The sequence below is a fragment of the Nonomuraea zeae genome (genome assembly GCF_005889725.1).
GTDB classification, from domain to species: domain Bacteria; phylum Actinomycetota; class Actinomycetes; order Streptosporangiales; family Streptosporangiaceae; genus Nonomuraea; species Nonomuraea zeae.
The window spans coordinates 1-22,986 of the sequence record NZ_VCKX01000137.1; the positions used below are offsets into that span (position 1 = coordinate 1).

A 22,986-nucleotide genomic window follows, 5' to 3' on the forward strand; every position below is an offset into this window, starting at 1 on the left:
CCCGCCTCCTCTGCTGACGGCCTTCGAGGCGCGGGGTTTCTTCTTTACGGCGGGACTCGGGAGAACGCCTCCCGCCATCACCTCCGCAGTCCCTCATCCGCACAGACCAAGGCTGTAACGCCACCACGCCACGGCTCCGGCCGGACAAGACCGCCACAGCTTGTTGTCGCGTGAACGGACCGGCCCAGCGAGGACCCTGACGTCGCAAGCTCGTGCGACGAGCATGGCGGTCGCCTACGTCCCACGGGCCCGTAAGGGGTCGAGGGGCCAAGGGGGCCGGTGGTCGCGAGGCTGGACACCGCGAGGCCGGGGTCCGAGAGACCCAGGGCCGAGAGACCGGACACCACCAGGCCAGGGGCCGCAAGGCTGGGCATCACACCACGAGGCGGCCAAAGGGTCGGGCACCACTCGGTCGGGACCACGAGGTCAGGCGCCGAGAGGTTGGGCACCGCGGGGCTGCAGTTGGGGGGCAGGAGCCGCGAAACTGAGGCGGCCGGGGCCGGGGTCAGGTGTGGTCGATCTCGCCGATCACCTGGGCACCCAGTTCCCGTTGCAGCAGCGCCATCCCCGAGACCGCGTCCACGTCGGCGTCCGCGTCGTTCAGCGGGTCGACCTCGTCCGACTCCGGGCCCTTGTTGCGCCCTGGGATCGCCTCCGGCCAGGCCGCCGCGCCGGTGCGGGCGGCCGGGACGCGCGGGCCCGCCTGCGCCGCAGCCTTCGCGGCCGATCTGGCGGCGGCCAGACCCGCCCCGGTCATCCCGCCGGCGGGAGCGCCGCCCCCGGAAGCCCCGTTCGCCGGAGGAGAGCCGGCGCCGTGATGGGCGGCGGCCACGGTCCGCGTGGGGTCGGGGGACGGCGGGGAGCCCGCGCTGAAGTCGTCGGGAGCGTCAGGCCACGACTCATCCGTCGTCGCCCGTCCAGCCGACTGTGCGGCCCCGGAGCCCGCAGCCGGAGGTTGGCCTGGCTCCTGCGACCCCTGCTGATCGTCGTGCGAAGTGGCGTGTGAGGACGTGCGCCCCTGCGAGCCCGGCGTGCCGTGCGCGGCCGCCTGCGTGCCTGCCGCCGCTCCGTGCGCACCGCCGAGACCCGCGGCACCCCCAGGACCGCCAGGCGCGTGGCCTCCCTGGCCGGGCGTACCCGGACCTCCCGGAGAGCCTGCGGGGCCGTGCGAAGGCGCTTGGGAGCGGGCGGGCCCGCGGTTGGGCTGCGGGGCCGGGGAGCCGCCGACGACCGCCTCGACCCGCCAGTTGCCCCCGAGCACGTCGCCGAGCGCGCTGGCGACCACGGCGTCCTTGCCGCCGCCCGTGAAGTTCTTCATCGCGCCGACCTGGGCGAAGCCGAGCGTGACCAGGTTGCCTTCCACGCCCACCACCTGGGCGTTGGTGCTCACGTTCGCCCAGACCACGATGCTGCGCTGCTTGAGTGCGGCCAGCACGGCAGGCCACTGCGACTGCATGGCGCCCGCACCGCCCGCGACCGGGGCGGACTGCTGGCTCTCTCCCCCGCCCGGATGAGCCGAATGGGCCTGAGCCGGCTGGGCACCGCCCGATCCGCCCGCGCTCGCCGCTGACGGGGCACCAGGACGAGCGGGCTCGGGCCAGTCGTCGGCCGCGGGAACAGCGACAGGACCGGTGACGGGCGCGGCCCCCTGAGCGGCCTGGGAATGGCCGGGCGCCGATCCGTCGGCCGCGGCCGGCCGGCCACCTGGCGCCGACCCGACCTGGCCGTGCCCGCCGGCGGCACCTGCCGCTTCGTCCGGGTGTGCGTCCCCAGGAGCCCGATTGCCCTGGGCACTCGCCGCACCCGGCCGCGGAACGGTCACCGAGCCGAGACCAACGCCACCAGCGGCACCAGCGGCCGGGCCAGCTCCAGGGGCGGAGACGGCGGGCGTGGCGGAGTGCGTACCCGAGGCGGTGGCGCGGGCGGCCATCTGGGCGACGGCGCCGCCGCGTTCGAGACGTTCGAGCCGGACGAGCAGGGCGTCCTCGCCCTGCGCCGCGCCGGGGAGCAGGACGCGCGCGCACATCAGCTCGAGGAGCAGCCGGGGCGAGGTGGCGCCGCGCATCTCGGTGAGGCCGGCGTTGAAGACCTCGGCCGCGCGGGTGAGCTCGGCGGGCCCCATCGAGGCGGCCTGCTGGACGAGCCGGTCCAGCTCGTCGGCAGGACGGTCGAGCAGGCCGCTCGACGCCGCCTCGGGGACGTTGGCCAGGATCACCAGGTCGCGGAAGCGTTCGAGCAGGTCGGAGGCGAAGCGGCGGGGGTCGTGGCCGCCCTCGATCACCCGGTTGACCGTGTGGAAAACCTGCCCGCCGTCGCGGGCCGCGAACGCGCCGACGACCTCGTCGAGCAGGTCCCCGTCGGTGTAGCCGAGCAGGGAGACGGCCTTGGCGTAGGTGATGCCGTCTTCTTCGGCCCCGGCCAGCAGCTGGTCGAGGATCGACAGCGAGTCACGGGCCGAGCCGGCCCCGGCGCGCACGACGAGGGGCAGCGCGGTGGGCTCGAAGGGCACGTTCTCGGAGGTGAGGATCTCCTCCAGCAGCGCCTTGAGCGTCGCGGGCGGCATCAGCCGGAACGGATAGTGGTGCGTACGCGACTTGATCGTGCCGATGACCTTCTCCGGCTCGGTCGTCGCGAAGATGAACTTCAGGTGCGGCGGAGGCTCCTCGACGAGCTTGAGCAGCGCGTTGAAACCCTCGCGGGTCACCATGTGCGCCTCGTCGATGATGTAGATCTTGTAGCGCGCGGAGACCGGCGCGAAGAAGGCCCGCTCGCGCAGGTCGCGGGCGTCGTCCACGCCACCGTGCGAGGCGGCGTCGATCTCGATCACATCGAGGTGTCCCGGCCCGGTCGGGGCGAGCGCGACACACGACTCGCAGACGCCGCAGGGGTCGGGCGTGGGGCCCTGCTCACAGTTGAGAGAGCGCGCCAGGATGCGCGCGCTGGAGGTCTTGCCACACCCTCGGGGGCCGCTGAACAGGTAGGCGTGGTTGATCCGCCGGGTCCGCAACGCCTGCCGCAGCGGGTCTGTTACGTGCTCCTGACCCTTGACCTCGGCGAAGGTCCCGGGTCGGTACTTGCGGTAAAGCGCAAGGCTCATACGACCATCCCGCCTGCGAGGGGGCTCCCAACGAAGAGACCCCCCGCACACCCGCCAGAGCCCGCTTATCCTTGCTGCCTTCCGGCCCTGGGGAGGTTCACAGGATGACGCCGCGCGAGGGGTCCCTGGACAGTCTAGCCGGATGCGGCAGTGCTCGCTCCACACCCGGAACACCCGAAAGAAAAGGTGGTCTGCACACCCCCGGAAGTCCGGTAAGCTCGTCGGCGGAGGATTCGCCTAGTGGCCGAGGGCGCACGCTTGGAAAGCGTGTATAGGGCAACCTATCAGGGGTTCAAATCCCCTATCCTCCGCCAGCTCAGAGGGGTCATGCCAGGTCAGCGGCATGACCCCTCTCGCTTTGGGTCTCAGTTGGGGGCCTTCAGAGGCGCGATGGCCCGGTGGTCGACTGTCCTCATGCAAGCCGCATAGCCGGACTCATCGCAGCAGCCCGCGCTCGGGGCTACTCGCCGGGCTTTCGGTCCGGCTCCGGGGAGTCTTCGGGGGCGTCCGCCACGGACGCATCGGGTTTCGCGGCCCTGTCGCCGAAGTCGGCATAAGCCAGATAGCCGTACTGCACGTACCATTCGGCCCGGCTCAGATCGCGCTCGCGACGGTCCATCGTCTGTATCGCCTGCGCCGCCCCGGCGGCCGCGCGGGGATGAGCGGACTCGATCGTCCGCGCGTACCAGTCCCGGGCCTGCGCGAAACGACCGTGCCGCTGCTCCAGATAGCCCGTTTGGAGCATGGCGAGCGGCGCCACGTCAGCGTGATCCGTCTCCATGGCGAGCTCCAGCCATTGCATGGCCGCATCCGGTCTTCCCTGGCCTAATTCGAGTAACGCGAAATGGAGCATCGCCTTCGGCGTCGCGTCGTCGTGCTCTGCCTGGATCACCGCGGTGTACCAGCGCCGGGCCTCCGCCGTCCGTCCGGTCTCCCGGTCGATCTCGCCCAGGGCGAGCATCGCGTGCGGCCTGCCGGCGTAGTCCTCGAATTCCAGTAATCGGGTGTACCAGCGACGAGCTTCCCCGAGCTGCTGCTCCTTACGGCAGGCACGGCCGAGATTGTTCATGGCCGTCGGGGCGGCCACGTCGTGTCCGGTCCCGGCCGCGCGTTCCCACCACGCCTTGCTCTGCGTCAGGTCCGTGCTCTCCGTCAGGAGGCCGAGATGGACCATCGCCCTCGGAGCGACGGCGTCATCATCCGTGTCGATCGCATTGAGATACCAGGCCCGCGCCTCTTCCGGTCGTCCCTGCTCACTTTCCAGATCGCCCAGGTTGAACATCGCGAGCGCCGCTTCCCGCGAAGGACCCGACTCGACCACCCGGACGTACCAGTGCCGAGCCTCCTCCGCCCTTCCCTCCTGCTGTTCCAGGGCGGCCAGGTTTCGCATGGCCTCCGGGATCTCGTCGGAGTGCTCCGAGCCGATGACCCGCAGATACCAGGCCCGGGCTTCCTCCACCCTGCCGAACTCGTGCTCCGAGAGGCCGAGACTGATCATCGCCTTCGGCGCGGCGTGGGGGTGGTCGGTCTCGGCCGCCCGCTTCCACCAGTGCTGGGCCTTCTCCATATCACCGTGCCGGCGATGCTCGATGACGCCGAGATCGAACAGCGCGTGCGGAGCCGCGTCCGGGTCTCCCGTGTCGGCGGCGTGCAGCCACCAGCGCCGGGCTTCCTCGACGTCACCGGTGTCGTAGAGGTGATGTCCCAATCGGTGCCGAACTCGGATGGCGACCATGCGCAACGGGAACTTCCGCAGGAGACGGACGGCAGCGGCGAAGTCCCCGTGGTCGAAGGCGGCATGGCCGAGGCTCACGATCTGGCGTGCCTTGAGGTGCTGTTCGGCGTAGTCCCACAGAGGGCCGCCGGCGGACCAGCCGACCGGCGCGGGCTCGTTCGCTATCACGCTGAGCAGCGGGTGCGGCCGATAGACGCCGTCGAAGGTGATGAGCCGAGGGTGAGCGGTCGAAGGGGCGCCGCTCGCCCAGTCGAGCGCTCTGGTGAAGCCGTCAGCGGGCACCGGGGCGCCGTCCGGCAGCCCGGAGAGCTCGCGGCGGTATTCCCGCCACAACCGCAGGAGCACCTTGTCGGTGAGCCGGCCCGGCATTTGGACGCGGTACCAGTCGGTGACGACACGAAGCAGGGAGATCCGATCCGCGGCATGTTCGCCGGTCCCCGGCGTGAGACTCTGGCGGATCGCGTCCAGGGCCGCCATCAGGCGGCCCATCAGGATGTCGCTCGACTCGTCATCGACGGCGGCACGCAGCGACTCGTAGGCAGGCTCGTCGCGGATCCACTCGCGTTCCCGGGGGGTGACCGTACCCACCGTCAGATGGCGGGAGCGGTCGCGTAACAGCGCCGGCACATGCGTCGCCTGCCGGATCGCCGCGCTGCCGCCCGTGTCCGTCACTTCCTCCGTGTGCACGGTGGCCAGGACCGCTGTGCCGGGCGGCAGGCCGTCGAGGACGGCGGGGGTGAACTCATTGAGCCGCGTGACGCTCATCGAGTCCCACCAGAGCACCACGCCCGCCTCGGAGTCCGTCCACTTCGCCGCCTGGGCGAGCAGACCCGGGAGCCGGACACGATGGTCGTCGGCGAACATGGCCACCCGCCAGGCGGGGAGATGGCGGCGGGCCGCGTACACGAGGGAATGAGTGGCGCCGGCCAGTCGCTCGCCTTGCACGATCACGAGGCGGTGGCCGGCCGACCGCTCTCTGATGCCGGTCAGTGCCGCCGCCAGCGGTTCGTCGATGTCTCGTGGAACGTGCGGCGGCAGCCCTTCCGCGGCGAACTGGGAAATACCCACGCCCAGCACGAACGGATCCGCGTCGGCCAGCCGGGGAGGCCGGCCCTTCTCGTCGGTCAACACCAGTGAGCCGTCGGGATCCACATGCGCGCGCCATCGATCCCATAAGACGGTCGCCACCGCCGCCGTCAACGCGGCCCCCAGCCACGACCAGCTCCAACTGTCCTCGGACAGGACCTGATTACTGGTCACCGCCACGGCGACCATCAGGACGGCGGCGCCGTATCCTCCCAGCCGCACCCGGCGACGAGTGTTCATCACGCAGCCCCACCTTTTCGCGGCTTCAGCCTGTCGGCAAGGGGAATGGTCCGACGGCCCATCATCCCGCGTCGAGTCCGCGATCCGGCCGTTACGCCGTCAGCGCAGTTCGGTGGTCACCGTGGCCGGGTCCGGGGCCTTGATCGAGACCTTGCCGCCCCACCCCGTGTAGCGGCTGTCGACGGTGACCATGTTGAGCTCCCCGTCCTCCGCCAGCGCGTAAGTGCTCTGCGCCCGGCTCACCAGCCCCGCCGAAGACAATGTGAGCGTGTAGGAGATCTTGATGCCGTCGTGTTCCTTGCCGATCCCCGCGGCGGCGATCCAGGCCGAGACCGTCTTGAGCTCCTTCAGGGTGATCGAGCCGGTGACGGAGCCCCCCTTCGACTTCCCGTTCTTGATCAACGCCGCCAGGGTCCTGGGCTCGGCCGGATTGAGGAACTGCGCCCAGGAGTCGGGAATGGCCCCGCCCTTGGCCTTGAACCAGGTCTTGCCCTTCGGAAGCAGGCCGGTCAGGGCGCCGCCCGAGTAGTAACCGGTCTTCCCGATGGAGATGACCCGCTCCTGCGAGTAGCCGGAGTCCATCGAGATGTCGAAGGCGGCGACACCCTTCTTGTCGAACTGGAAGGCGCCCTTGCTGTCACGGGCCCCCTGCTCGTCGGTGCCGTCCGACCAGGTGACGGTGTCGGTGAAGCGTACGCCGTGGCCGGGCGTCAGCTTGGCCTTGAGCGCGGTGACCGGGTCCTTCGGCGCCGCCTGCGCGGGGACGGCGCCCACCAGCAGCACGCCGCAGGCCACCACTAATGTGATCATCTTCTTCATGCAGGCGATCATCCCGGATACCGGATCACGCGCCGGGCTCATGATCACTCCGCCCAGGATCGTTATCCGGACGATGCGGACGCCGGCCGGAGGCGCGAGCCGATCCACGGGGTGACCGCGCTCAGACGTCGTGGGATGGCAGCCCGGCCGGCTCGTACTCGGCGCGGGTGATCGCGAGGACCCGTACCGGCTGCCCGTGGGCCGGGACGACCGTCAGCCGGTCCTGCCGCATGCCGAGCTTCGTCATGACCCGCGCGGACGCGTGGTGATCGACGTGGCAGATGCTGACGATCCGGTCCAGGCCCGCCTCGGTGAACCCGAAGCGCAGCGCCGCCCGGGCCGCCTCGGTGGCGATGCCACGGCCCCAGAACGGCCGCCCCAGCCGCCAGCCGATCTCCACGGCGGGCAGCACCTCCGGCAGGAAGCCGGGGACCGTCAGTCCGGCCCAGCCGGCCAGTTCCCCGGTCTCGCGCACCTCCACGGCGAACATCCCGAAGCCGCGCTCCTCCCACTCCCGCCGCATGCGCGCGAAGCCGGCCGCGGTCTCCTCACTCGTACGCACGGAGCCGTCGCCGATGAAGCGCATGACCGCCGGATCGGCGTAGATCGCCGTCAGCGGCTCCAGGTCCTCCTCGCGCCAGCCCCGCAGCGTCAGCCGCTCGGTCTCCAGCTCCGGCATCGATCGATCCCCTTCGGCGGTGATGAGGTGTCTCATGCGTGGGTTCGCATTCGCGTACATGACCATGCGGGGCGGTCCTATGCTCGGCGCGTCAATCGCTGCCCCTGAATGGGAGGCTCGCATGTCCGAGCCTTACAGCATCGAGGCGATGCCGCAGTCCGTGTCCGTCGCGAGGATCTGCATGTGGATCCAGGCGGTGCTCGGACTGGTCGGTCTGTTCCTGCTGTTCATACTGCTGGGGAGTGTTCCGGTGAGCGCCATGGACGGCGCTCTCGTGCTCGCGCTCTCCGTCCCGCTCGCCATGATCTTGCTGATCGGGTTGCTGGCGATGAGGATTCCCTCTCGCCGCGGCTGGGTACGCGCCTTCGGGCTGGTCGTCGAGTTTCTGCTGGTGCTTCTGGGCATCTGGAATCTCACGGACGGCCTCAGCTTCGGCAATCTGCTCGGCGTGCTGCTGGCAGCCGTGGTGTTCGCGCAGTTGTGCAGGTCGTCGTCCGCGATGTGGTTCGACAGATGAACCGGGCGGGCCCCCGTACGTGCCGAGGGCCCGCTCGCTCAGGCGGCCACGAGCGCCTTGGAACGGTCGGTCGCCATGAGGACGGCGAACACCCCGAGCACCGTGCCGGTGACGTAACGCTGGACGCGCAGCCAGACGGGGCGGCGGGCCAGGAACGCGGCCAGGCTCCCCGCGCTGATCGCGATCAGGGCGTTGACCAGGGTGCCGACCGCGATCTGCACCGAGCCGAGCGCCAGGCTCTGGAGCAGCACGTGGCCCATCGACGGGTCGATGAACTGCGGCAGCAGCGAAAGGTACAGAATGGCGATCTTGGGGTTCAGCAGGCAGGTGAGCAGCCCCATCCCGAACAACCTGCGCGGCGGCTCGATCGCGAGCTCGCGCGGCTCGAAGGCCGAGGTGCCGCCCGGCTTGACGGCGTTCCAGGCCATCCAGAGCAGGTACGCCGCCCCCGCCAGCTTGAGCGCCGTGTACGCGGCGGGCACGTACGCGAAGATCGCGGTCAGCCCGAGGCACGTCGCGGCCAAATAGACAGTGAAACCAAGAAAAACACCGATGAGTGAGATCAGGCCGGCCCGATAGCCTTGCGTGATCGATCGTGAGACCAAATAGATCATGTTCGGGCCGGGCGTCAACACCATGCCCAGCGACACTAATGCGATTCCAATCAAACCTGTCGTCATAGTCGGAACATTAGCCGACATATCCGTAAAAATCATGTCGATTTGCCCCCCTTCCATCACCGTGCGTATTTGACCCACCACGGGGGAGAAGTCCCAGCGGGGGGACACATGCAGTTCGACGACGACAAGCCGCTCGACCCGTCGCAGGTCGAGGACGTACGAGCCTCAGGCCCGCAGCAGGGCAGGGGCGGCGGCGGTGGCGGCGGGATGCCCGGCGGGTGCATGCTGCCCATCGGCGGCCGGGGCGGCGGCTGCCTGCTGCTGGTCCTGGCGGTGGCCGGGCTGTTCCTGTTCAAGGTCGTCCCCTCGCCGTTCAGCGGTGACGAGGGCGGCCAGCAGGGCGGGCAGCAGCCGAGCCCGCCGGCGTCACTGGCCCCGAGCGGCAACCTGGCCGAACGCTGCAAGACCGGCGCCGACGCCGACCAGTCGGAGGACTGCCGGATCGTCGGCACGGTCAACAGCATCCAGGCCTACTGGCGGCAGGCGTTCGAGGAGCGTGGCCGCAAGACCTACACCCCGGCCAAGACGGTGCTCTTCTCGCGGGCGGTCAACACCGGCTGCGGCGCGGCCGACTCCGCCGTGGGCCCCTTCTACTGTCCCGCCGACCGCAAGGTCTACCTCGACCTGTCGTTCTTCAACACGCTCCAGCGGGACTTCGGGGCCGAGGGCGGGCCGTTCGCGCAGGCGTACGTGATCGCCCACGAATACGGCCACCACGTCCAGAACCTGCTCGGCACCATGAACAGGGTCAGCGGCAACAGCCGCCCGGGCGCCAAGAGCCCGTCCGTACGCCTCGAACTCCAGGCCGACTGCTACGCGGGCGTCTGGGCGCACAACGCGGTCAAGACCGGCTTCTACCGCGAGCCGTTCTCCCAGAGCGACATCGACCAGGCGCTGAGCGCGGCGGCGGCGGTCGGCGACGACAGCATCCAGCGGCGCTCGCAGGGCCGCGTGACCCCCGACGCCTTCACGCACGGCACCTCGAAGCAGCGCGAGAAGTGGTTCAGCACCGGCTACGAGACCGGCGATCCCATGCGGTGTGACACGTTCTCGGGTGGCATCTGAGCGGCTCTTCGGGGAAGTTGTCCTTCGGGCAGCACCCAGAAGGGACCTCAGCAATGGACTTCAGAGACGATGTCGATCTCGATGCCTCCCAGGTGGAGAACGCCGGAGGGAGCGGCGGAGGCGGTGGCGGCGGCTTCCCCGGCGGCATGATCATTGGTGGCGGCGGCATCGTCAGCCTGATCGTGCTCGTGCTGGTGTTCGTGCTGAACAACGTGGGCGGCGGCGCCGAGCCCGCCCAGCGCCGGCCGCCGTCCAACCTCTCCGAGCAGTGCCAGAAGGGCAAGGACGCCGACCAGTCGGAGCAGTGCCGCGTGGTGGGCGTGGTCAACAGCATCCAGGACTACTGGAAGCGTGAAATTTCCGAATATCGCGCGGCCAAGACCATCCTCTACACCGGCCAGTTAAAGACCGGCTGCGGCTCGGCCAGTTCCTCCGTCGGCCCCTTCTACTGCCCCGGCGACCAGCGCGTCTATCTCGACCTCAGCTTCTTCGACCAGCTCCACACCCAATTCGGCGCCAAGGGCGGCCCCTTCGCCCAGGCGTACGTGATCGCCCACGAATACGGCCACCACGTCCAGAACCTGCTCGGCGCCCTCGAATCGGGCAGCTCGGTCTCCGTCGAGCTCCAGGCGGACTGCTACGCGGGCGTCTGGGCCAAGAACGCGGTCGACACCGGCTTCTACGAAAAGCCCTTCACGGACGCCGATATCGCCGAAGCCCTCGACGCGGCGGCGGCCGTCGGCGACGACAGAATCCAGCAACGCAGCACCGGCAGAATCGATCCTGAATCGTTCACGCACGGCAGCTCCGAGCAACGCGTCAACGCCTTCCAGCGCGGCTACAAAAACGGCGGTCCCGGCGACTGCGCGCAGACTGAGCTGCGCTGACCCGGCCGAAGAGCGCGAGGATTCGGATTCTCTCCTAAAATCAGTGGGGTGATCTTCAAGCTTGTCGGCGACGGACGCCCTTATCCCGACCACGGTCTGACGCACCGAGAGTGGGCGCAGATCCCTCCACGGCAGGTCCGGCTCGACTCGTTGATCACCACGAAGGCCATGCTGGACCTGCACTCGCTGCTCGCCGCCGACTCCACCTTCTACGGGGATCTCTTCCCGCACGTGGTGCAGTGGCAGGGCGATCTCTACCTGGAGGACGGCCTGCACCGCGCACTGCGGGCGGCCCTGCACCAACGATCGATCCTGCACGCCAGGGTCCTGGAGCTGCCCAACTGAGAAAGCCCGCGAAAAAGGGAGCCGCGATTCGCGGCTCCCCTTTTCATATGTCAACCGGTACGCCGTCTCATGCGTCACAGGAGCATCTTCCACCATCATTCTGGAGAATGCCGTGTCGTATCCGCCGCAACCACCATCCGGGTACGACCACCGGCAGCCGCCGCGGAACGACCTCTCCATAATCCTGCTGCTGGCCATCGGCCTGCCGATCCTGGTGCTGAGCGGGGGCGGGGCGGTCTTCTTCGTGCTGACCGCGGAAACGGCGAAAGTGACCGTGCAGGGTGGCGGCGACTCTCTGGTGACTGAGACGGCCGCGAATCCGCCGGAGATCCAGCTGGACGTCGGCGCCCCGCCGTCGGCCACCTCCGCGCCGTGACCGTCGGCCTGGCCGTGCCGCCCACCATCCAGGCCAGCCCGCACGCGAAAGGGCCTCCGAAACTCGGAGGCCCTTGGGCGAATGGCGGTGGTGGTGGGATTTGAACCCACGGATGAGTTGCCCCATCACACGCTTTCGAGGCGTGCGCCCTCGGCCACTAGGCGACACCACCGCGCACGAGCTTACCGGATCCTGCGAGTAGCGAAGAACCGCTTTAGTACGTCCGCGCACTCCTCGCCCAGAACCCCCATGACGACCTCGGGCCGATGGTTGAGCCGCCGATCGCGTACGACGTCCCACAGCGACCCCACGGCCCCGCCCTTCTCGTCGACGGCGCCGTACACGATCCGCTCGACCCTGGACAGCACCGCGGCCCCCGCGCACATCGTGCAGGGCTCCAGCGTCACCACGAGCGTGCACCCGCTCAGCCGCCACTGCCCGCGCAGCGCGGCGGCCCGCCTGAGCGCGAGCACCTCGGCGTGGGCCGTCGGGTCCGCGGCGGACTCGCGGTCGTTGCCCGCGGCGGACAGGACCTCGCCGAGCGGATCGAGCACCACCGCGCCCACGGGGATCTCGCCCCTGGCGGCGGCCTTCGCGGCCTCAGCCAGGGCCAGGCGCATGGCCTCCTCGTGGTTCACCGCGAGATCCGGCTCCGGCCCGGAACGGTCAACGCAGCCGGTCGAGCTCGTCGGCGAACGACAGCCGCTCGGCGATCACCGACAGGATGTCGGCGGGCAGCATGCCCTCTTCGACGCTCAGCTCGAGCAGCTCCTCCGAGCTCACGCCCAGATCGCTGAGCAGCTCGAAGTCCCCGGCCGGGCGTACGCCGAGGCCGTTGCTCTCCTTGTCGGGCGCCACGCCGGCGAACTCGGCGAACAGCTCGCCCAGGCGGTCGGAAAGGATCGCGTGCGCGTCCGACAGGAACACGCGCGGCTCCTCCTCGCCCCGGTAGCGGGCGATGGCGAACCACTCGTCCTCCACCTCGACGCAGAGCAGGGCCAGCTCGTCTCCCGAAAGATTCAGCGCCTCCGTGACCGCGTCGCCGAGGTCGTCGACGATCTCGGCGTCGCCCAGATCGACCTCCGCCCCGGTCCAGCCGCCGGAAGTCCTGACAAAAGCCGCAGAAAAGGTGTTGGACGCCATGTCCGTCGCTCCAGGGGGGTCAGCCGAAGACCGATTCGATGGCACGCTCGAACGGGTCGGAGAAACCGAGCCGCGCGGCGATGCTGGACAGCACATCTTCGGGCAGTAGATCAATGTCGCCGGAGAGGATGCCCAGCTCCATCTCGTCCAACCCGAGGTCGGCGAAGATCGACAGGTCTCCCGCCGGAAGCACCGTCTCCTCGTCCTGGAGGATCTCGTCGAGCTCCTCCTCGTCCGGCACGGGGACGTCGAGGTATTCGAGGACCTGGCGAGCCAGCGGGAAGTCCCAGGAGGCGGCGATGTCGGACAGGAAGACGTCCACCCGCTCGCCCAGGACGCGCAGCGCCACGAAGAACTCGTCGCCCACGGCGACCAGACCGATCGTCCCGCTCTCGCTGGGCTGCTGCCTCAGGGCATGGATCAGCCCTTCGAGGTCGGACGTGAGCGTGACAGGCAGCAGCTCGGCATCCCAGCAACCGTCCTCGCGATAAATCACGATGGCGAAGTCAAGAGCGTCCTCGTCTGTCATCGCCATCCCCACCCGACTTCTGACACGACAGATATCACCAACACCCAATCGTTCCAGAACCAACCACTGGGCGTGTGCCTCTCCGACCAAATTGTGATCAAAACCCAAACACTCGTGCTGTCACTAGGGTGGACGACCTCGGCGCCCCCGCCAGAGACGGCGGGGACTGCGCCCACGTTCCCCACAAGATAGCGTTACCCCTTATGGAGACCCTCGTCGTCGATCATCCGCTCGTGGCACACAAGCTCACCACGCTGCGCGATGTCCGCACCGATTCACCGACCTTCCGCAGGCTCGCGGACGAGCTGGTGACGCTGCTGGCGTACGAGGCCACCCGTGACGTCCGCGTCACCGACGTCACGGTCGAGACGCCCGTCTCGCCCGCCAGGGGCGTGCGCCTGGCCAAGCCTTCCCCGCTGGTCGTGCCCATCCTGCGCGCCGGGCTCGGCATGCTCGACGGCATGACCCGGCTGCTGCCCACCGCCGAGGTCGGGTTCCTCGGCATGATCCGCAACGAGTCGACGCTGCAGGCCGAGACCTACGCCACGCGGCTGCCCGACGACCTGTCGGGGCGGCAGTGCTTCGTGGTCGACCCGATGCTGGCCACCGGCGGCACCCTGGCGGCGGCCGTGCAGTTCCTTTTCGCGCGGGGCGCCGTGGACGTCACGGCCATCTGCCTGCTCGCCGCCCCCGAGGGGCTGGCCCACATGGACAAGGTCTTCGCGAACTCGGGCAAGCCGATCCGCGTCGTGACCGCCGCCCTCGACGAGCGTCTCAACGAGAGCGGTTACATCGTTCCCGGGCTCGGCGACGCGGGCGACCGCCTCTACGGCGTCGTCTGAGACTGCCCCGAAGTCCCCGTCTCGTTACCCGCGGTCATCATCTCGTTACATACTGTGGTTGGGTGGGTACGAAGAGACAGGAAGGCAACTTCCGCATGCGCGTGGGGGACACGATGAGCGACATGCCCAGTGCCGAGGTGTTCTCGTGAAAGATCACATCGAGGCCGATCCGACTCCGTACGCGGAGGTGGAGGAGGTGCTGCGCGACGAGTTCGCCGGCATCCACTCCGCGACCACGGTAACGCGCTGCGTGGAGGCTGCGCACTACGGCGCGCTGGAGGTCACCGGCTATGCCCACCCCAGTCTCGTCGAGCGCATCGCACGCAAGCACCTTCACGTCCTGGCTCTGGTGGCCAGCGAACGTGGCTAAGCAAGATCAAAACTAACCCGCCAAGTTACCTTTACCCCGGCATCCGGGTGGGTAATGTATACGGCGGGTGGAGTGGGTTAGTGGCACGGAGGCGACAGTGCAGGTCAAAAAAGTCCTCACATACGGTGGTATCGCATTTGTGGCGTACTACCTGTTCGCGCGACCGGCTGACGCCGCGGACGCGGTCAGAGGGGCGTTCGACACGGTGTTCAACGCGGCCGACTCGCTGGCCCAATTTGTGAACAGCCTCGCATGAGACTTGTGACCCACGGGGACTCTGCTCCGTCGTCGGTCAACCGCTACCTCCTCCCCCACGAACAACAGGTCATCATGGTGCGGCGGCATCCCGCCATCCTGCTGCGTCCGGTCGCCGAGGTCTTCGGCGGCCTCGTGGTCGCCGGGTTGCTCAGCAAGTTCTTCGGCGGGAGCGACGCCGGCGGCACGGCGCTCGTCGTCGTCTGGTGGTTGTGGCTCCTGCTGCTGATCCGTTTCGTCTGGAAAGTCGCCGAGTGGTCAGTCGATTACTTTGTGGTGACTTCCAAGCGCATGTTGCTCACCACCGGGCTGATCACGCGCAAGGTCGCGATGATGCCATTGGGCAAGGTCACCGACATGAGCTTCCAAAGATCTCTGCTTGGGCGCATGCTCGGTTACGGTGAGTTCATCCTCGAGTCGGCCGGACAGGACCAGGCGCTCTCCACCGTGGAGTACATTCCGTATCCGGAGACCTTGTACCTCGAGGTCTGTCAGATGCTTTTCCCCAGCAAGGACGAGAGCGACGATTAATCTCTACGTGGGGAATTCTTCACGCGGGGATACCCGATTCGGCTACTTCATGCAATCATTGCGTGTTGTTGACCCTTCCCCGCCTTGAGAGATGAGATGCCGAGTCAGGGAACCATCGGTGACCGCGTCCGAGGACTGCGGCTGAACAGGCGGATGTCTCAGGCCCAGCTGGCCGGACCCGACCTGTCTGACAGTTATGTCTCGCTCATAGAGTCGGGTAAGCGCACGCCGACTCCTGTGGTGGCCCGGCTCCTGGCCGAGCGGCTGGGATGCACGACCGAGTTCCTCCTTCACGGGATCGAGCCTCGGCAGCGCATCGACACCGAGCTGGGGCTGCGCCACGCCGAGCTTGAGTTGCAGCACGGCGACCCCTCGGTCGCCGCCGACCGCTTCACGGAGATCGTGAAAGCGGCCGATGAGGAAAACGCGATGCTGACCGCGCATGCCCGCTTCGGCAGGGCACGTGCGCTCGAGGCCCAGGGTCGCCTCGGTCAGGCGGTGGAGGCGTTCGAGCGCCTGCGCAGGGAGGCCGCGGCTCATCCCGAGCGGCTGGCCGATCTGCCTCTCACCATCGCGCTGAGCCGTTGCTACCAGCGGGCCGGTGACCGGCTGCGCGCCCGCGACCTGGCCTCCCATGCGCTGGAGCAGGCCGAGCGGCTGTCCATCAGCCAGGGTGAGGTCGCCATCGACCTGGCCACCGCGCTGGTCGAGGCCCGCGGCGAGCGTGAGGGCGACTCTCGCGAGCTCGGATATGTCAAGCGCGTGCTCGACATGACTGACGTGCCTGAAGTTGTGGACCGTTCCGGAGAGATCCAGTCGCTGTGGCACGCCAGTGCCGCGGCGGCCGCCGGCGAGGACTCCGCGCTGGCCGTGCGCCTGGCCGACGACGCGATCATGGCGGGCCGCCAGGCCCGGCTCGCGTTGCAGCTCGCCCGGGCGGCCATGCACTGGTCCAGGCTGGCCACGGCGCCCATCGACGAGGCCGAGCGGCTCATCACCGGCGCGACCAAGGCGTTCGCCGCCTTCCCCGCGACGGCGCGGGAGCACGGTGAGAGCCTGGTCGTGCACGCGCGGGTGCGGCTGCGGGCCGGTGACGCGGCACGCGCGGGCGAGCTGGCCCGTACGGCGCTGGAGCTGTCCAACGACCGCTCGGGCACGACCCCGGCCGAGGCCCACCTCGTGCTGAGCACGGTCTCGCTCGACCAGGGCCAGGACTCCACGGCGCATCTGCGCGCCGCCCACGAGCTGCTCGACACGCTCGACCGGCCGGTGTTCGGCTCTGACCGGCAGGCCGCCCGCTGCTGGCGTGAGCTGGGCGACCTCTACGGCAGGGTCGGGTCCAAGACACAGCAGACAGCCGCATATCGTAAGGCCCTCGAAGCTGCCGGAGTTCGCTCGGCGATGGCAGGGGTGACGGTTGACGCTGCAGTGTCCCGCTGAACCTCCGGGAGCTCCAGATTTGGACTTTTGAGTCTGGAATAATTAGGGTCTACCAGTCATTGACTCATAGGATGATTGGTTTCCCCGGAGGAGGCGGACTGTGAGTCTGCGTACGGCGCAGCGGGCTTCGCTCGTCGACCAGGTGATCGATCAGCTCAAAGAGCAGATCACCTCAGGGTCGTGGCAGATGAACGGCAAGATCCCCACCGAGACGGTGCTCGCCGAGCAACTCGGAGTGGGTCGCAACACCGTTCGTGAGGCCGTACGCGCGCTCACGCACGCAGGGCTGCTTGAGTGCCGTCAGGGGGACGGCACTTACGTCCGCGCGACCAGCGAGCTGTCCGGCGCGATGCTGCGGCGTCTGCGCCAGGCCGAGCAGCTCGAGATCCTCGAAGTACGCCGTGCGCTGGAGGTCGAGTCGGCGCGCCTGGCCGCCACCCGGCGCACCGACGAGGACATCGTCCGCATCGAGGCGGCGCTGGCCGAGCGCGACCGGGCCTGGGAGCTGGACGACCCCGACTTCTTCGTCGAGGCCGACCTGGCCTTCCACATGGCCGTCGCGCACGCCACCCACAACCTGGTGCTGATCGACCTCTACGAGGACTTCTCGGCGGCGCTGCGGGCCAGCATCACGGCCGCCGGGACGTCGCTCAACAAGAGCTACATCCCGCACGACGCGATCGCCCGGGCCATCTCGGCCGGGGACGCGACGGCGGCCGAGCGGGCGGGGCACGCCTGCATGGAGCACATCCTCATCGCTCTGACCGAATCCTGACCCGCCTGCTCCGGCTCGCGCGGGGGCATACCCGCCGCGCGGCCCGGAGCCGGGCCGATCAGTGACAGTCCTGATCAGTGATGCGGTGACACCTGGAGGCGCGAGGTGCGCAGGAGCCGGCGTAAGCAGGAAGAGCCCGATCTCGGCGTCCTGTCCAGCCGTACCCTCTTCAGCCTGCAGCGCGAGCTGTTCGCCGCGCTGGCCGAGCAGGGGCATCCCGGGCTGCGACCCCGCTACGGGGCGGTGCTGGCCTACCTGGACGAGGAGGGCAGCCGGGCCACGGATCTGGCCGCGCAGTCGGGCCAGCACAAGCAGGTGATCGGCACGCTGGTGGACGAGCTGGAGGCGCTCGGTTACGTGGAGCGGCAGCCGGACCCGGCCGATCGCCGGGCCAAGCTGATCGTGCCCACCGAGAAGGGCCGGGATCACATGGCCAAGTCGGACGCCATCCTCGCCTCGATGGAGGCGGCGCACGCACGGGCGGTCGGCGAGCAGGCGTACGCGGACTTCAAACGGGTCTTCAAGCTGATCGCCGAGCGCCAGACGGCAGGAGGCGGCACCGACGCCTCCGGAGAGCCGGAGACGGCACTGGGGGGCTCAGCCCTGGCGCAGTGACATGACCAGGTAGCGGAAGGCGGGCTCGGCGTCGCCCGGCACCTCCTGGATGAGAGCGGGCCTGGTCGGGGACTCCATGTTGATGCGGGCCAGCTCGCTCTCGACCCCCGTCAGCCCGTCGAGCAGGAAGTGTGACTGGAAGGCGATCTGGATGTCGTCGCCGCGCAGCTCGCACTCGACCACCTCGGCGCCGCGCCCGATGTCGCCGCCGCCCGCCTGGATCAGCACCTGCCCCTGGCTGAACGACAGCCGGATCGCGGTGTTGCGCTCGGCCACCAGGGCCACCCGCTTGATCGCGCTGACGAACTGCGCCACGGGCACGTCGGCCCGGATCGACCAGTCGGCGGTCAGCCGGGCGCGGTAGTCGATGAACTGCTCGTCCAGCAGCCGCACGGTCGTGCTGCGCCCCACGCTCTCGAACCCGGCCACGCCGTCGCCCATCGCGATCGACACCTCGCCGCCGCGCAGCGACTTGGCCACCTCGACCAGCACCCGGGCCGGGACCATGGCGGAGACGGCGACCTCGGGGCCGGTCGGCCGCCAGGTGAAGTCGCGGGCGGCGATGCGGTAGCGGTCGGTCGCCGCCATCGCCACGGACTCGCCCTCGATGTCGACCCTGATGCCGGTCAGCATGGGCAGAGTGTCGTCGCGGCTGGCCGCGGGCGCGACCTGGCCCACGGCGGAGGCGAACACGCCGCCGCCGATGGCTCCGATGCTCGGCGGCATCGCCGGCATCGTCGGGAAGTCTTCGACCGGCATCGTGATCAGCCCGAACTCGGCGCTGCCGCAGGTCAGAACCGCCTCGGCGCCTTCGGTAACGATCTCCACGTCCTCGGCTGGCAGGCTGCGGCTGATCTCGGCCAGCAGCTTGCCGGGGATCAGCACGCTGCCTTCCTCGGCGACGTCGGCGTCGATCACGGCCCGCGCGGAGACGTCGTAGTCGAACGCCGACAGGTGCAGGTCCTCCCCCGCCTCCAGCAGCAGCCCGGACAGGACGGGCGCCACAGGCCGGCTGGGCAGGACTCGGGCGGCCCACGCCACCGCATCTGCCAGAACATCGCGGTTAACCCGGATTTTCACCTGTTACCACCCCTTCGTCGTGCCGTGCCTCTATGAAAATAGCCGGTGTCACTGACAACTAACGGCTGTTGAGGTACGCGAGCACCGCCAGGACGCGACGGTTGTCGTCGTCAGAAGGGGCGAGGCCGAGCTTGGCGAAGATGGAGGCCGTGTGCTTGGCCACGGCGCTCTCGCTGAGATAGAGGCGCTGGGAGATGGCGGCGTTCGAGCGTCCTTCCGCCATGGCCTCCAGCACCTCCCGCTCGCGCGGCGTGAGCGCGCCCAGCGGCTCGCTTCTGGCGTTGCTGGCCAGGAGTTTGGCGATGACCTCCGGGTCCATCGCGGTGCCGCCCGCGGCGACCCGGCGTACGGCGTCGATGAACTGCTCGGCGTTGAAGACGCGGTCCTTGAGCAGATAGCCGACCGCGCCCGAGCCGTCGGCCAGCAGCTCGCGGGCGTAGAGCTGCTCGACGTGCTGGGACAGCACGAGGACGGGCAGCCCCGGCACCTGCTTCCTGGCCTCCAGCGCGGCCTGCAGGCCCTCGTCGGTGAACGTGGGCGGCAGCCGCACGTCGACGATCGAGACGTCGGGCCGCAGCTCCACCAGACCCTTCAACAGCTCGGGGCCGGACTCCACGGCGCCCACGACGGCGAAGCCGTGGGCCTGGAGCAGGTGGACCAGCCCGTCTCTGAGCAGGTAGAGGTCCTCGGCGATGAGCACCCGGTTCATGGGCACCACGGTCTGGTCGGGGTGGCGTGGATCATCCACCGCTCCCGGTTGTGGGTCGCGGGGATCCTGATGGCGAGTACGTGCATGATGACACCGAGTATGATCATCCCGCAGATCGCCGGCCATTGCCATATCTCGGGCAGGTAGAGGGCGACGAACCAGGTCTTCTCCTCGATGCCGAATATCTTGAAGATGGCCGCCACCAGCCCCTGCGGGAACGTCGGGCACCAGGCCGTGGCCCACAGGAGAATGACCGTGGCCGCCTTCCAGCGCGGCAGCGTGGTCAGGTTGTCCAGGCCGTTCTCGGGCAGCACCCTGGGCAGCTCCATCGTCACGGCGGTGGGGCCGCCGGGCGGGCTGTGCAGCGCCAGCACCCCGTCGAAGGCGGCCAGCCGCCGTTCGATGCCGGCGAGGCCGCTGCCCTTGGCCGGATCGGCGCCGCCCAGGCCGTCGTCCGTGACCGTGATGCGCAGGTCGCGGCCGTTGGAGCTGAGATCCACCGTGGCCGTCCGCGCGTCACCGTGCCGGGCCGCGTTGGACAGCAGCTCGCTGACCGCGAAGTACGCCGCCGCCTCCACGGGCGCCTCGGGCCGGTGCTCCAGCTCCGCTTCCACGCTGACCTGGAGGGGGCTGTCCATGGCCAGCGCGCGTACGGCGTCGGCGAGCCCGCGCTCGGCCAGCACGGGCGGGTGGATGCCCCTGATGACCCTGCGCAGCTCGGTCAGCGTCTCGGACGAGGCGTCCCTGGCCTTGGCCAGCAGCGCCTTGGCCGCGGCGGGGTCGGTGTCGACGAGCTGCTCGACCGCGCCGATCGTCATGCCGATCGCGACCAGCCTGGCCTGCGTGCCGTCGTGCAGGTCGCGTTCGATCCTGCGCATCTCGGCGGCCTGGGAGTCGGTGGCCAGGTTCCGCGTACGCCTGAGGTGGCTCACCTGACCGGCCAGACGGCTGTTGGCGGTGGCGCCGAGCAGCAGGTCGCTCCAGGCCGTGTAGACCCGCAGGCCGCGCTCGGGCACCGCGAAGAGCAGCGGCATCAACGTCAGCTTCACCGCGGGGTCCAGCAGCAGCCAGAGCGCGTCCCGCCAGGTCGCCGGGTCGGTGAGCAGCCACTTCCAGCGGTCGTTCCAGGCCGGCACGCGAGGGGTCTTGTAGAGGGTCCGGTCCGAGCGGTACATCCCGTCCGCCTGGGGAACGGGCGGCGGAGGCTTGGGCAGGTAGGGCTGCTCGATCTCGATGCCGGTCCACCTGCGCAGGAGCCGCCTGTTCTGCTGGGCCAGCCGCCGGATCAGCGTCGTCCCCATCGGGAAGAGGAAGACCATGCCGAGCGCGAACGACAACAGCAGCATGAGAGCGGTCAGGAAGATCGCAGGCAGCTCGACGAATGCGAGCGCCAGCAGCACCGTGACCTGACCTAACCGTCGAAACATGCCTCCAGTCTGCGCCAATGCGACCGGTGTGGTCACTGCACCTAGATACACCCTTGCCGGGCAGCTACCGGGATTCCGCCTGGATCACCGCGTTCCTAGCGTCTAAGTCATGAAAATCATCGAGGTCAGGAACCTGCGCAAGCAGTATCCGAACCACCTGGCGGTCGAGGATGTGTCGTTCGAGGTCTCCGAGGGCGAGATCTTCGGCATCCTCGGCCCGAACGGCGCCGGCAAGACCACCACCGTGGAGTGCCTGGCCGGGCTGCGGGCGCCGGACGGCGGCACCATACGGGTGGCCGGGCTGGACCCGCAGCGGGACAGGACCGAGCTGCGCCAGGTGCTGGGCATGCAGCTGCAGAGCGCGGCGCTGCCGGAGAAGATCAAGGTGTGGGAGGCGATGGATCTCTACGCCTCCTTCTACCCCGACCCCGCCGACTGGTCCGAGCTGCTCGACCAGGTCGGGCTTACCGACAAGCGCGACACGGCGTTCAAGCGGCTGTCCGGCGGCCAGCGCCAGCGGCTGTCCGTGGCGCTCGCCCTCGTGGGCCGCCCGCGCATCGCGGTGCTCGACGAGCTGACGACCGGGCTCGACCCACAGGCCCGCAGGGACACCTGGGAGCTGGTCGAGCGGGTGCGCGACACGGGCGTGACGATCGTGCTGGTCACCCACTTCATGGAGGAGGCCGAGCGGCTCTGCGACCGGCTCGCGCTCATCGACGCGGGCAAGGTGGTCGCCACCGACACTCCCCAGGGGCTCGTCGCGCTGGTGGGCGAGGAGCAGCAGGTGCGGTTCAGGCCGTCCGCGCCCGTCGACGACAGCGTGCTGCTGGCCCTGCCGGAGGTACGCGAGATCACCAGGAGCGGCGGCCAGGTCGTGGTCCGCGGCTCGGGCAACCTCGCGCCCGCGGTCACCCTCGCACTCGCCCAGCACCAGATCGTGCCCGGAGACCTGCGCATCGAGCAGGCCACGCTCGACGACGCGTTCCTCGCACTGACCGGAAGGAAGCTCTCATGAAGAAGATGCTCATCGTGGAGACCAAGCTGCACCTGCGTGAGTGGCCGTTCCTGCTGTTCACCATCGGGCTGCCGGTAGGGCTCCTGCTCGTGCTCGGTCTCAGCATCCCGACGATGACCGAGCGCGCGGGTGGCGGGGAGAGACCCGTGGACACTCAAATGCCGAGCCTGATGGTCCTGCTCTCGCTGCTGACGCTGGCCTGCAGCGTCGTGCCCGCGGTGCTGGCCACCTACCGCGAGCAGGGAGTCCTCAGGCGGATGTCCACCACGCCCGTGCACCCCGCGCGGCTGCTGGCGGTGCAGCTCCTGATCAACCTGGCCGTCGGGGTGGTGTCCACGACGGTGCTGATCGTGGTGGGCTCCCTGGTGTTCGGCTCGGCCGCTCCCAAGCAGTGGGCCGGCTTCATCCTGGTCTTCCTGCTCGGCACCGCCGCGCTGCTGGCCATGGGACTGGTGATCGCCGCCCTGGCGCCGAACGGCAAGGCCGCGCCGGGGATCGGGTCGTTGGTGATGTTCCCGCTGATGTTCGTGGCGGGGATGTGGCTGCCGCGCGACATCATGCCGGACGCGCTGCGCGTGGTCAGCGACTTCTCCGTCGCCGGTCCGTTCGCGCAGGCGCTCAAGGACACCTGGGCCGGCCAGCCCCCGCAGCTCATGCACGTGGCGGTGATGGCCGCCGGGCTGGTGCTCTTCGGCGGGCTGGCCGTGCGGTTGTTCAAGTGGGAGTGAG

Annotated in this window: 24 protein-coding genes, 2 tRNA genes and 1 other RNA gene; 14 read left to right on the top strand and 13 right to left on the bottom strand. The window is 69.3% G+C overall.

Features of this window, described 5'->3' with window-relative positions; all coding sequences use genetic code 11:
- Positions 1 to 505 precede the first annotated feature (505 nt).
- On the bottom strand, positions 506 to 3,097 hold the full coding sequence (locus ETD85_RS34960) for a DNA polymerase III subunit gamma and tau (RefSeq protein ID WP_138694095.1): 2,592 nt from the start codon (positions 3,095 to 3,097) through the stop codon (positions 506 to 508).
- 31 nt (positions 3,098 to 3,128) lie between these two features.
- Positions 3,129 to 3,224: signal recognition particle sRNA small type (gene ffs / locus ETD85_RS34965), an RNA gene on the bottom strand.
- 99 nt (positions 3,225 to 3,323) lie between these two features.
- Here ffs and ETD85_RS34970 point away from each other — a divergent pair.
- Positions 3,324 to 3,411: transfer RNA gene (locus ETD85_RS34970), tRNA-Ser, on the top strand.
- 146 nt (positions 3,412 to 3,557) lie between these two features.
- Here ETD85_RS34970 and ETD85_RS34975 read toward each other — a convergent pair.
- From ETD85_RS34975 to ETD85_RS34985, 3 genes are all read right to left on the bottom strand, one after another.
- Positions 3,558 to 6,158, bottom strand: a complete 2,601-nt coding sequence (locus ETD85_RS34975) for an SEL1-like repeat protein (protein WP_138694096.1) — start codon at positions 6,156 to 6,158, stop codon at positions 3,558 to 3,560.
- A gap of 99 nt (positions 6,159 to 6,257) precedes the next feature.
- Entirely contained in the window at positions 6,258 to 6,977 is a 720-nt protein-coding gene (locus ETD85_RS34980; protein WP_138694097.1) for a hypothetical protein, read from the bottom strand.
- 121 nt (positions 6,978 to 7,098) lie between these two features.
- Positions 7,099 to 7,692 carry a GNAT family N-acetyltransferase gene (locus tag ETD85_RS34985; protein WP_240779626.1) on the bottom strand — a complete coding sequence of 198 codons (594 nt, stop codon included), beginning with the start codon at positions 7,690 to 7,692 and terminating at the stop codon, positions 7,099 to 7,101.
- Between the two features lie 85 nt (positions 7,693 to 7,777).
- On the opposite strand from ETD85_RS34985, the gene ETD85_RS34990 reads away from it, so the two are divergent.
- Positions 7,778 to 8,173 carry a hypothetical protein gene (locus tag ETD85_RS34990; RefSeq protein ID WP_138694098.1) on the top strand — a complete coding sequence of 132 codons (396 nt, stop codon included), beginning with the start codon at positions 7,778 to 7,780 and terminating at the stop codon, positions 8,171 to 8,173.
- Positions 8,174 to 8,211: 38 nt separating this feature from the next.
- Here ETD85_RS34990 and ETD85_RS34995 read toward each other — a convergent pair whose 3' ends face one another.
- Positions 8,212 to 8,910: a LysE family translocator gene (locus ETD85_RS34995; protein WP_338087188.1), complete on the bottom strand. Its 699-nt coding sequence runs from the start codon at positions 8,908 to 8,910 to the stop codon at positions 8,212 to 8,214.
- 51 nt (positions 8,911 to 8,961) lie between these two features.
- On the opposite strand from ETD85_RS34995, the gene ypfJ (ETD85_RS35000) reads away from it, so the two are divergent.
- The 4 genes from ypfJ (ETD85_RS35000) (at position 8,962) to ETD85_RS35015 (ending at position 11,526) form a co-directional block, all read left to right on the top strand.
- Positions 8,962 to 9,918: a KPN_02809 family neutral zinc metallopeptidase gene (ypfJ, locus tag ETD85_RS35000; RefSeq protein WP_138694099.1), complete on the top strand. Its 957-nt coding sequence runs from the start codon at positions 8,962 to 8,964 to the stop codon at positions 9,916 to 9,918.
- A 53-nt stretch (positions 9,919 to 9,971) separates the two neighbouring features.
- Positions 9,972 to 10,805 (top strand): KPN_02809 family neutral zinc metallopeptidase, encoded by an 834-nt coding sequence (gene ypfJ, locus ETD85_RS35005; protein ID WP_138694100.1) that lies wholly within the window; start codon positions 9,972 to 9,974, stop codon positions 10,803 to 10,805.
- Positions 10,806 to 10,853: 48 nt separating this feature from the next.
- On the top strand, positions 10,854 to 11,150 hold the full coding sequence (locus tag ETD85_RS35010) for a type II toxin-antitoxin system VapB family antitoxin (RefSeq protein ID WP_138694101.1): 297 nt from the start codon (positions 10,854 to 10,856) through the stop codon (positions 11,148 to 11,150).
- A 112-nt stretch (positions 11,151 to 11,262) separates the two neighbouring features.
- The gene (locus ETD85_RS35015; protein ID WP_138694102.1) at positions 11,263 to 11,526 is read left to right on the top strand and encodes a hypothetical protein; all 264 of its coding nucleotides are present in this window, start codon (positions 11,263 to 11,265) and stop codon (positions 11,524 to 11,526) included.
- An 82-nt stretch (positions 11,527 to 11,608) separates the two neighbouring features.
- On the opposite strand, the gene ETD85_RS35020 is transcribed toward ETD85_RS35015, so the two are convergent.
- The 4 genes from ETD85_RS35020 to ETD85_RS35035 form a co-directional block, all read right to left on the bottom strand.
- Positions 11,609 to 11,698 (bottom strand) — tRNA-Ser (locus ETD85_RS35020).
- Positions 11,699 to 11,708: 10 nt separating this feature from the next.
- On the bottom strand, positions 11,709 to 12,164 hold the full coding sequence (gene tadA / locus ETD85_RS35025; protein ID WP_276617299.1) for a tRNA adenosine(34) deaminase TadA: 456 nt from the start codon (positions 12,162 to 12,164) through the stop codon (positions 11,709 to 11,711).
- 28 nt (positions 12,165 to 12,192) lie between these two features.
- A complete protein-coding gene (locus tag ETD85_RS35030) occupies positions 12,193 to 12,669 on the bottom strand; it encodes a tRNA adenosine deaminase-associated protein (RefSeq protein WP_138694103.1) in 477 nt (158 codons plus the stop codon).
- A gap of 19 nt (positions 12,670 to 12,688) precedes the next feature.
- Positions 12,689 to 13,204, bottom strand: a complete 516-nt coding sequence (locus ETD85_RS35035; RefSeq protein WP_379507061.1) for a tRNA adenosine deaminase-associated protein — start codon at positions 13,202 to 13,204, stop codon at positions 12,689 to 12,691.
- 197 nt (positions 13,205 to 13,401) lie between these two features.
- Between ETD85_RS35035 and upp the strand changes: the two genes are divergently transcribed.
- The 6 genes from upp (at position 13,402) to ETD85_RS35065 (ending at position 18,026) form a co-directional block, all read left to right on the top strand.
- Positions 13,402 to 14,040: a uracil phosphoribosyltransferase gene (gene upp, locus ETD85_RS35040; protein WP_138694105.1), complete on the top strand. Its 639-nt coding sequence runs from the start codon at positions 13,402 to 13,404 to the stop codon at positions 14,038 to 14,040.
- A gap of 145 nt (positions 14,041 to 14,185) precedes the next feature.
- Complete coding sequence (locus ETD85_RS35045) at positions 14,186 to 14,410, top strand: hypothetical protein (RefSeq protein WP_138694106.1); 225 nt, start codon at positions 14,186 to 14,188, stop codon at positions 14,408 to 14,410.
- A 252-nt stretch (positions 14,411 to 14,662) separates the two neighbouring features.
- On the top strand, positions 14,663 to 15,196 hold the full coding sequence (locus ETD85_RS35050; protein WP_138694107.1) for a PH domain-containing protein: 534 nt from the start codon (positions 14,663 to 14,665) through the stop codon (positions 15,194 to 15,196).
- A 96-nt stretch (positions 15,197 to 15,292) separates the two neighbouring features.
- On the top strand, positions 15,293 to 16,636 hold the full coding sequence (locus ETD85_RS35055; RefSeq protein ID WP_138694108.1) for a helix-turn-helix domain-containing protein: 1,344 nt from the start codon (positions 15,293 to 15,295) through the stop codon (positions 16,634 to 16,636).
- Positions 16,637 to 16,736: 100 nt separating this feature from the next.
- Positions 16,737 to 17,411 (top strand): FadR/GntR family transcriptional regulator, encoded by a 675-nt coding sequence (locus ETD85_RS35060; RefSeq protein WP_138694109.1) that lies wholly within the window; start codon positions 16,737 to 16,739, stop codon positions 17,409 to 17,411.
- Positions 17,412 to 17,516: 105 nt separating this feature from the next.
- A complete protein-coding gene (locus ETD85_RS35065; protein ID WP_138694110.1) occupies positions 17,517 to 18,026 on the top strand; it encodes a MarR family winged helix-turn-helix transcriptional regulator in 510 nt (169 codons plus the stop codon).
- Here the strand turns inward: ETD85_RS35065 and dnaN are convergent.
- From dnaN to ETD85_RS35080, 3 genes are read right to left on the bottom strand one after another with little or no spacing between them, the layout of a single operon-like run.
- Positions 18,009 to 19,106 (bottom strand): DNA polymerase III subunit beta, encoded by a 1,098-nt coding sequence (gene dnaN / locus ETD85_RS35070; RefSeq protein ID WP_138694111.1) that lies wholly within the window; start codon positions 19,104 to 19,106, stop codon positions 18,009 to 18,011. The genes ETD85_RS35065 and dnaN overlap by 18 nt on opposite strands.
- A gap of 58 nt (positions 19,107 to 19,164) precedes the next feature.
- Positions 19,165 to 19,815 carry a response regulator transcription factor gene (locus tag ETD85_RS35075; RefSeq protein WP_138694127.1) on the bottom strand — a complete coding sequence of 217 codons (651 nt, stop codon included), beginning with the start codon at positions 19,813 to 19,815 and terminating at the stop codon, positions 19,165 to 19,167.
- Complete coding sequence (locus ETD85_RS35080; protein ID WP_138694112.1) at positions 19,812 to 21,242, bottom strand: sensor histidine kinase; 1,431 nt, start codon at positions 21,240 to 21,242, stop codon at positions 19,812 to 19,814. The genes ETD85_RS35075 and ETD85_RS35080 overlap by 4 nt, the downstream gene beginning before the upstream one ends.
- Positions 21,243 to 21,351: 109 nt before the next feature.
- On the opposite strand from ETD85_RS35080, the gene ETD85_RS35085 reads away from it, so the two are divergent.
- Together ETD85_RS35085 and ETD85_RS35090 are read left to right on the top strand one after the other, a co-directional pair.
- Entirely contained in the window at positions 21,352 to 22,257 is a 906-nt protein-coding gene (locus tag ETD85_RS35085; protein ID WP_138694113.1) for an ABC transporter ATP-binding protein, read from the top strand.
- Complete coding sequence (locus ETD85_RS35090) at positions 22,254 to 22,985, top strand: ABC transporter permease (protein WP_138694114.1); 732 nt, start codon at positions 22,254 to 22,256, stop codon at positions 22,983 to 22,985. The genes ETD85_RS35085 and ETD85_RS35090 overlap by 4 nt, the downstream gene beginning before the upstream one ends.
- Position 22,986: the final 1 nt, after the last annotated feature.

What these genes read in the sequence shown, in the direction of transcription:
- ETD85_RS34960 (WP_138694095.1), bottom strand. Translation starts at nt 3,097, where the DNA reads ATGAGCCTTGCGCTTTACCGCAAGTACCGACCCGGGACCTTCGCCGAG.
- ETD85_RS34975 (WP_138694096.1), bottom strand. Translation starts at nt 6,158, where the DNA reads ATGAACACTCGTCGCCGGGTGCGGCTGGGAGGATACGGCGCCGCCGTC.
- ETD85_RS34980 (WP_138694097.1), bottom strand. Translation starts at nt 6,977, where the DNA reads ATGAAGAAGATGATCACATTAGTGGTGGCCTGCGGCGTGCTGCTGGTG.
- ETD85_RS34985 (WP_240779626.1), bottom strand. Translation starts at nt 7,692, where the DNA reads ATGAGACACCTCATCACCGCCGAAGGGGATCGATCGATGCCGGAGCTG.
- ETD85_RS34990 (WP_138694098.1), top strand. Translation starts at nt 7,778, where the DNA reads ATGTCCGAGCCTTACAGCATCGAGGCGATGCCGCAGTCCGTGTCCGTC.
- ETD85_RS34995 (WP_338087188.1), bottom strand. Translation starts at nt 8,910, where the DNA reads ATGGAAGGGGGGCAAATCGACATGATTTTTACGGATATGTCGGCTAAT.
- ypfJ (WP_138694099.1), top strand. Translation starts at nt 8,962, where the DNA reads ATGCAGTTCGACGACGACAAGCCGCTCGACCCGTCGCAGGTCGAGGAC.
- ypfJ (WP_138694100.1), top strand. Translation starts at nt 9,972, where the DNA reads ATGGACTTCAGAGACGATGTCGATCTCGATGCCTCCCAGGTGGAGAAC.
- ETD85_RS35030 (WP_138694103.1), bottom strand. Translation starts at nt 12,669, where the DNA reads ATGGCGTCCAACACCTTTTCTGCGGCTTTTGTCAGGACTTCCGGCGGC.
- ETD85_RS35035 (WP_379507061.1), bottom strand. Translation starts at nt 13,204, where the DNA reads ATGGCGATGACAGACGAGGACGCTCTTGACTTCGCCATCGTGATTTAT.
- upp (WP_138694105.1), top strand. Translation starts at nt 13,402, where the DNA reads ATGGAGACCCTCGTCGTCGATCATCCGCTCGTGGCACACAAGCTCACC.
- ETD85_RS35050 (WP_138694107.1), top strand. Translation starts at nt 14,663, where the DNA reads ATGAGACTTGTGACCCACGGGGACTCTGCTCCGTCGTCGGTCAACCGC.
- ETD85_RS35055 (WP_138694108.1), top strand. Translation starts at nt 15,293, where the DNA reads ATGCCGAGTCAGGGAACCATCGGTGACCGCGTCCGAGGACTGCGGCTG.
- ETD85_RS35075 (WP_138694127.1), bottom strand. Translation starts at nt 19,815, where the DNA reads ATGAACCGGGTGCTCATCGCCGAGGACCTCTACCTGCTCAGAGACGGG.
- ETD85_RS35080 (WP_138694112.1), bottom strand. Translation starts at nt 21,242, where the DNA reads ATGTTTCGACGGTTAGGTCAGGTCACGGTGCTGCTGGCGCTCGCATTC.
- ETD85_RS35085 (WP_138694113.1), top strand. Translation starts at nt 21,352, where the DNA reads ATGAAAATCATCGAGGTCAGGAACCTGCGCAAGCAGTATCCGAACCAC.
- ETD85_RS35090 (WP_138694114.1), top strand. Translation starts at nt 22,254, where the DNA reads ATGAAGAAGATGCTCATCGTGGAGACCAAGCTGCACCTGCGTGAGTGG.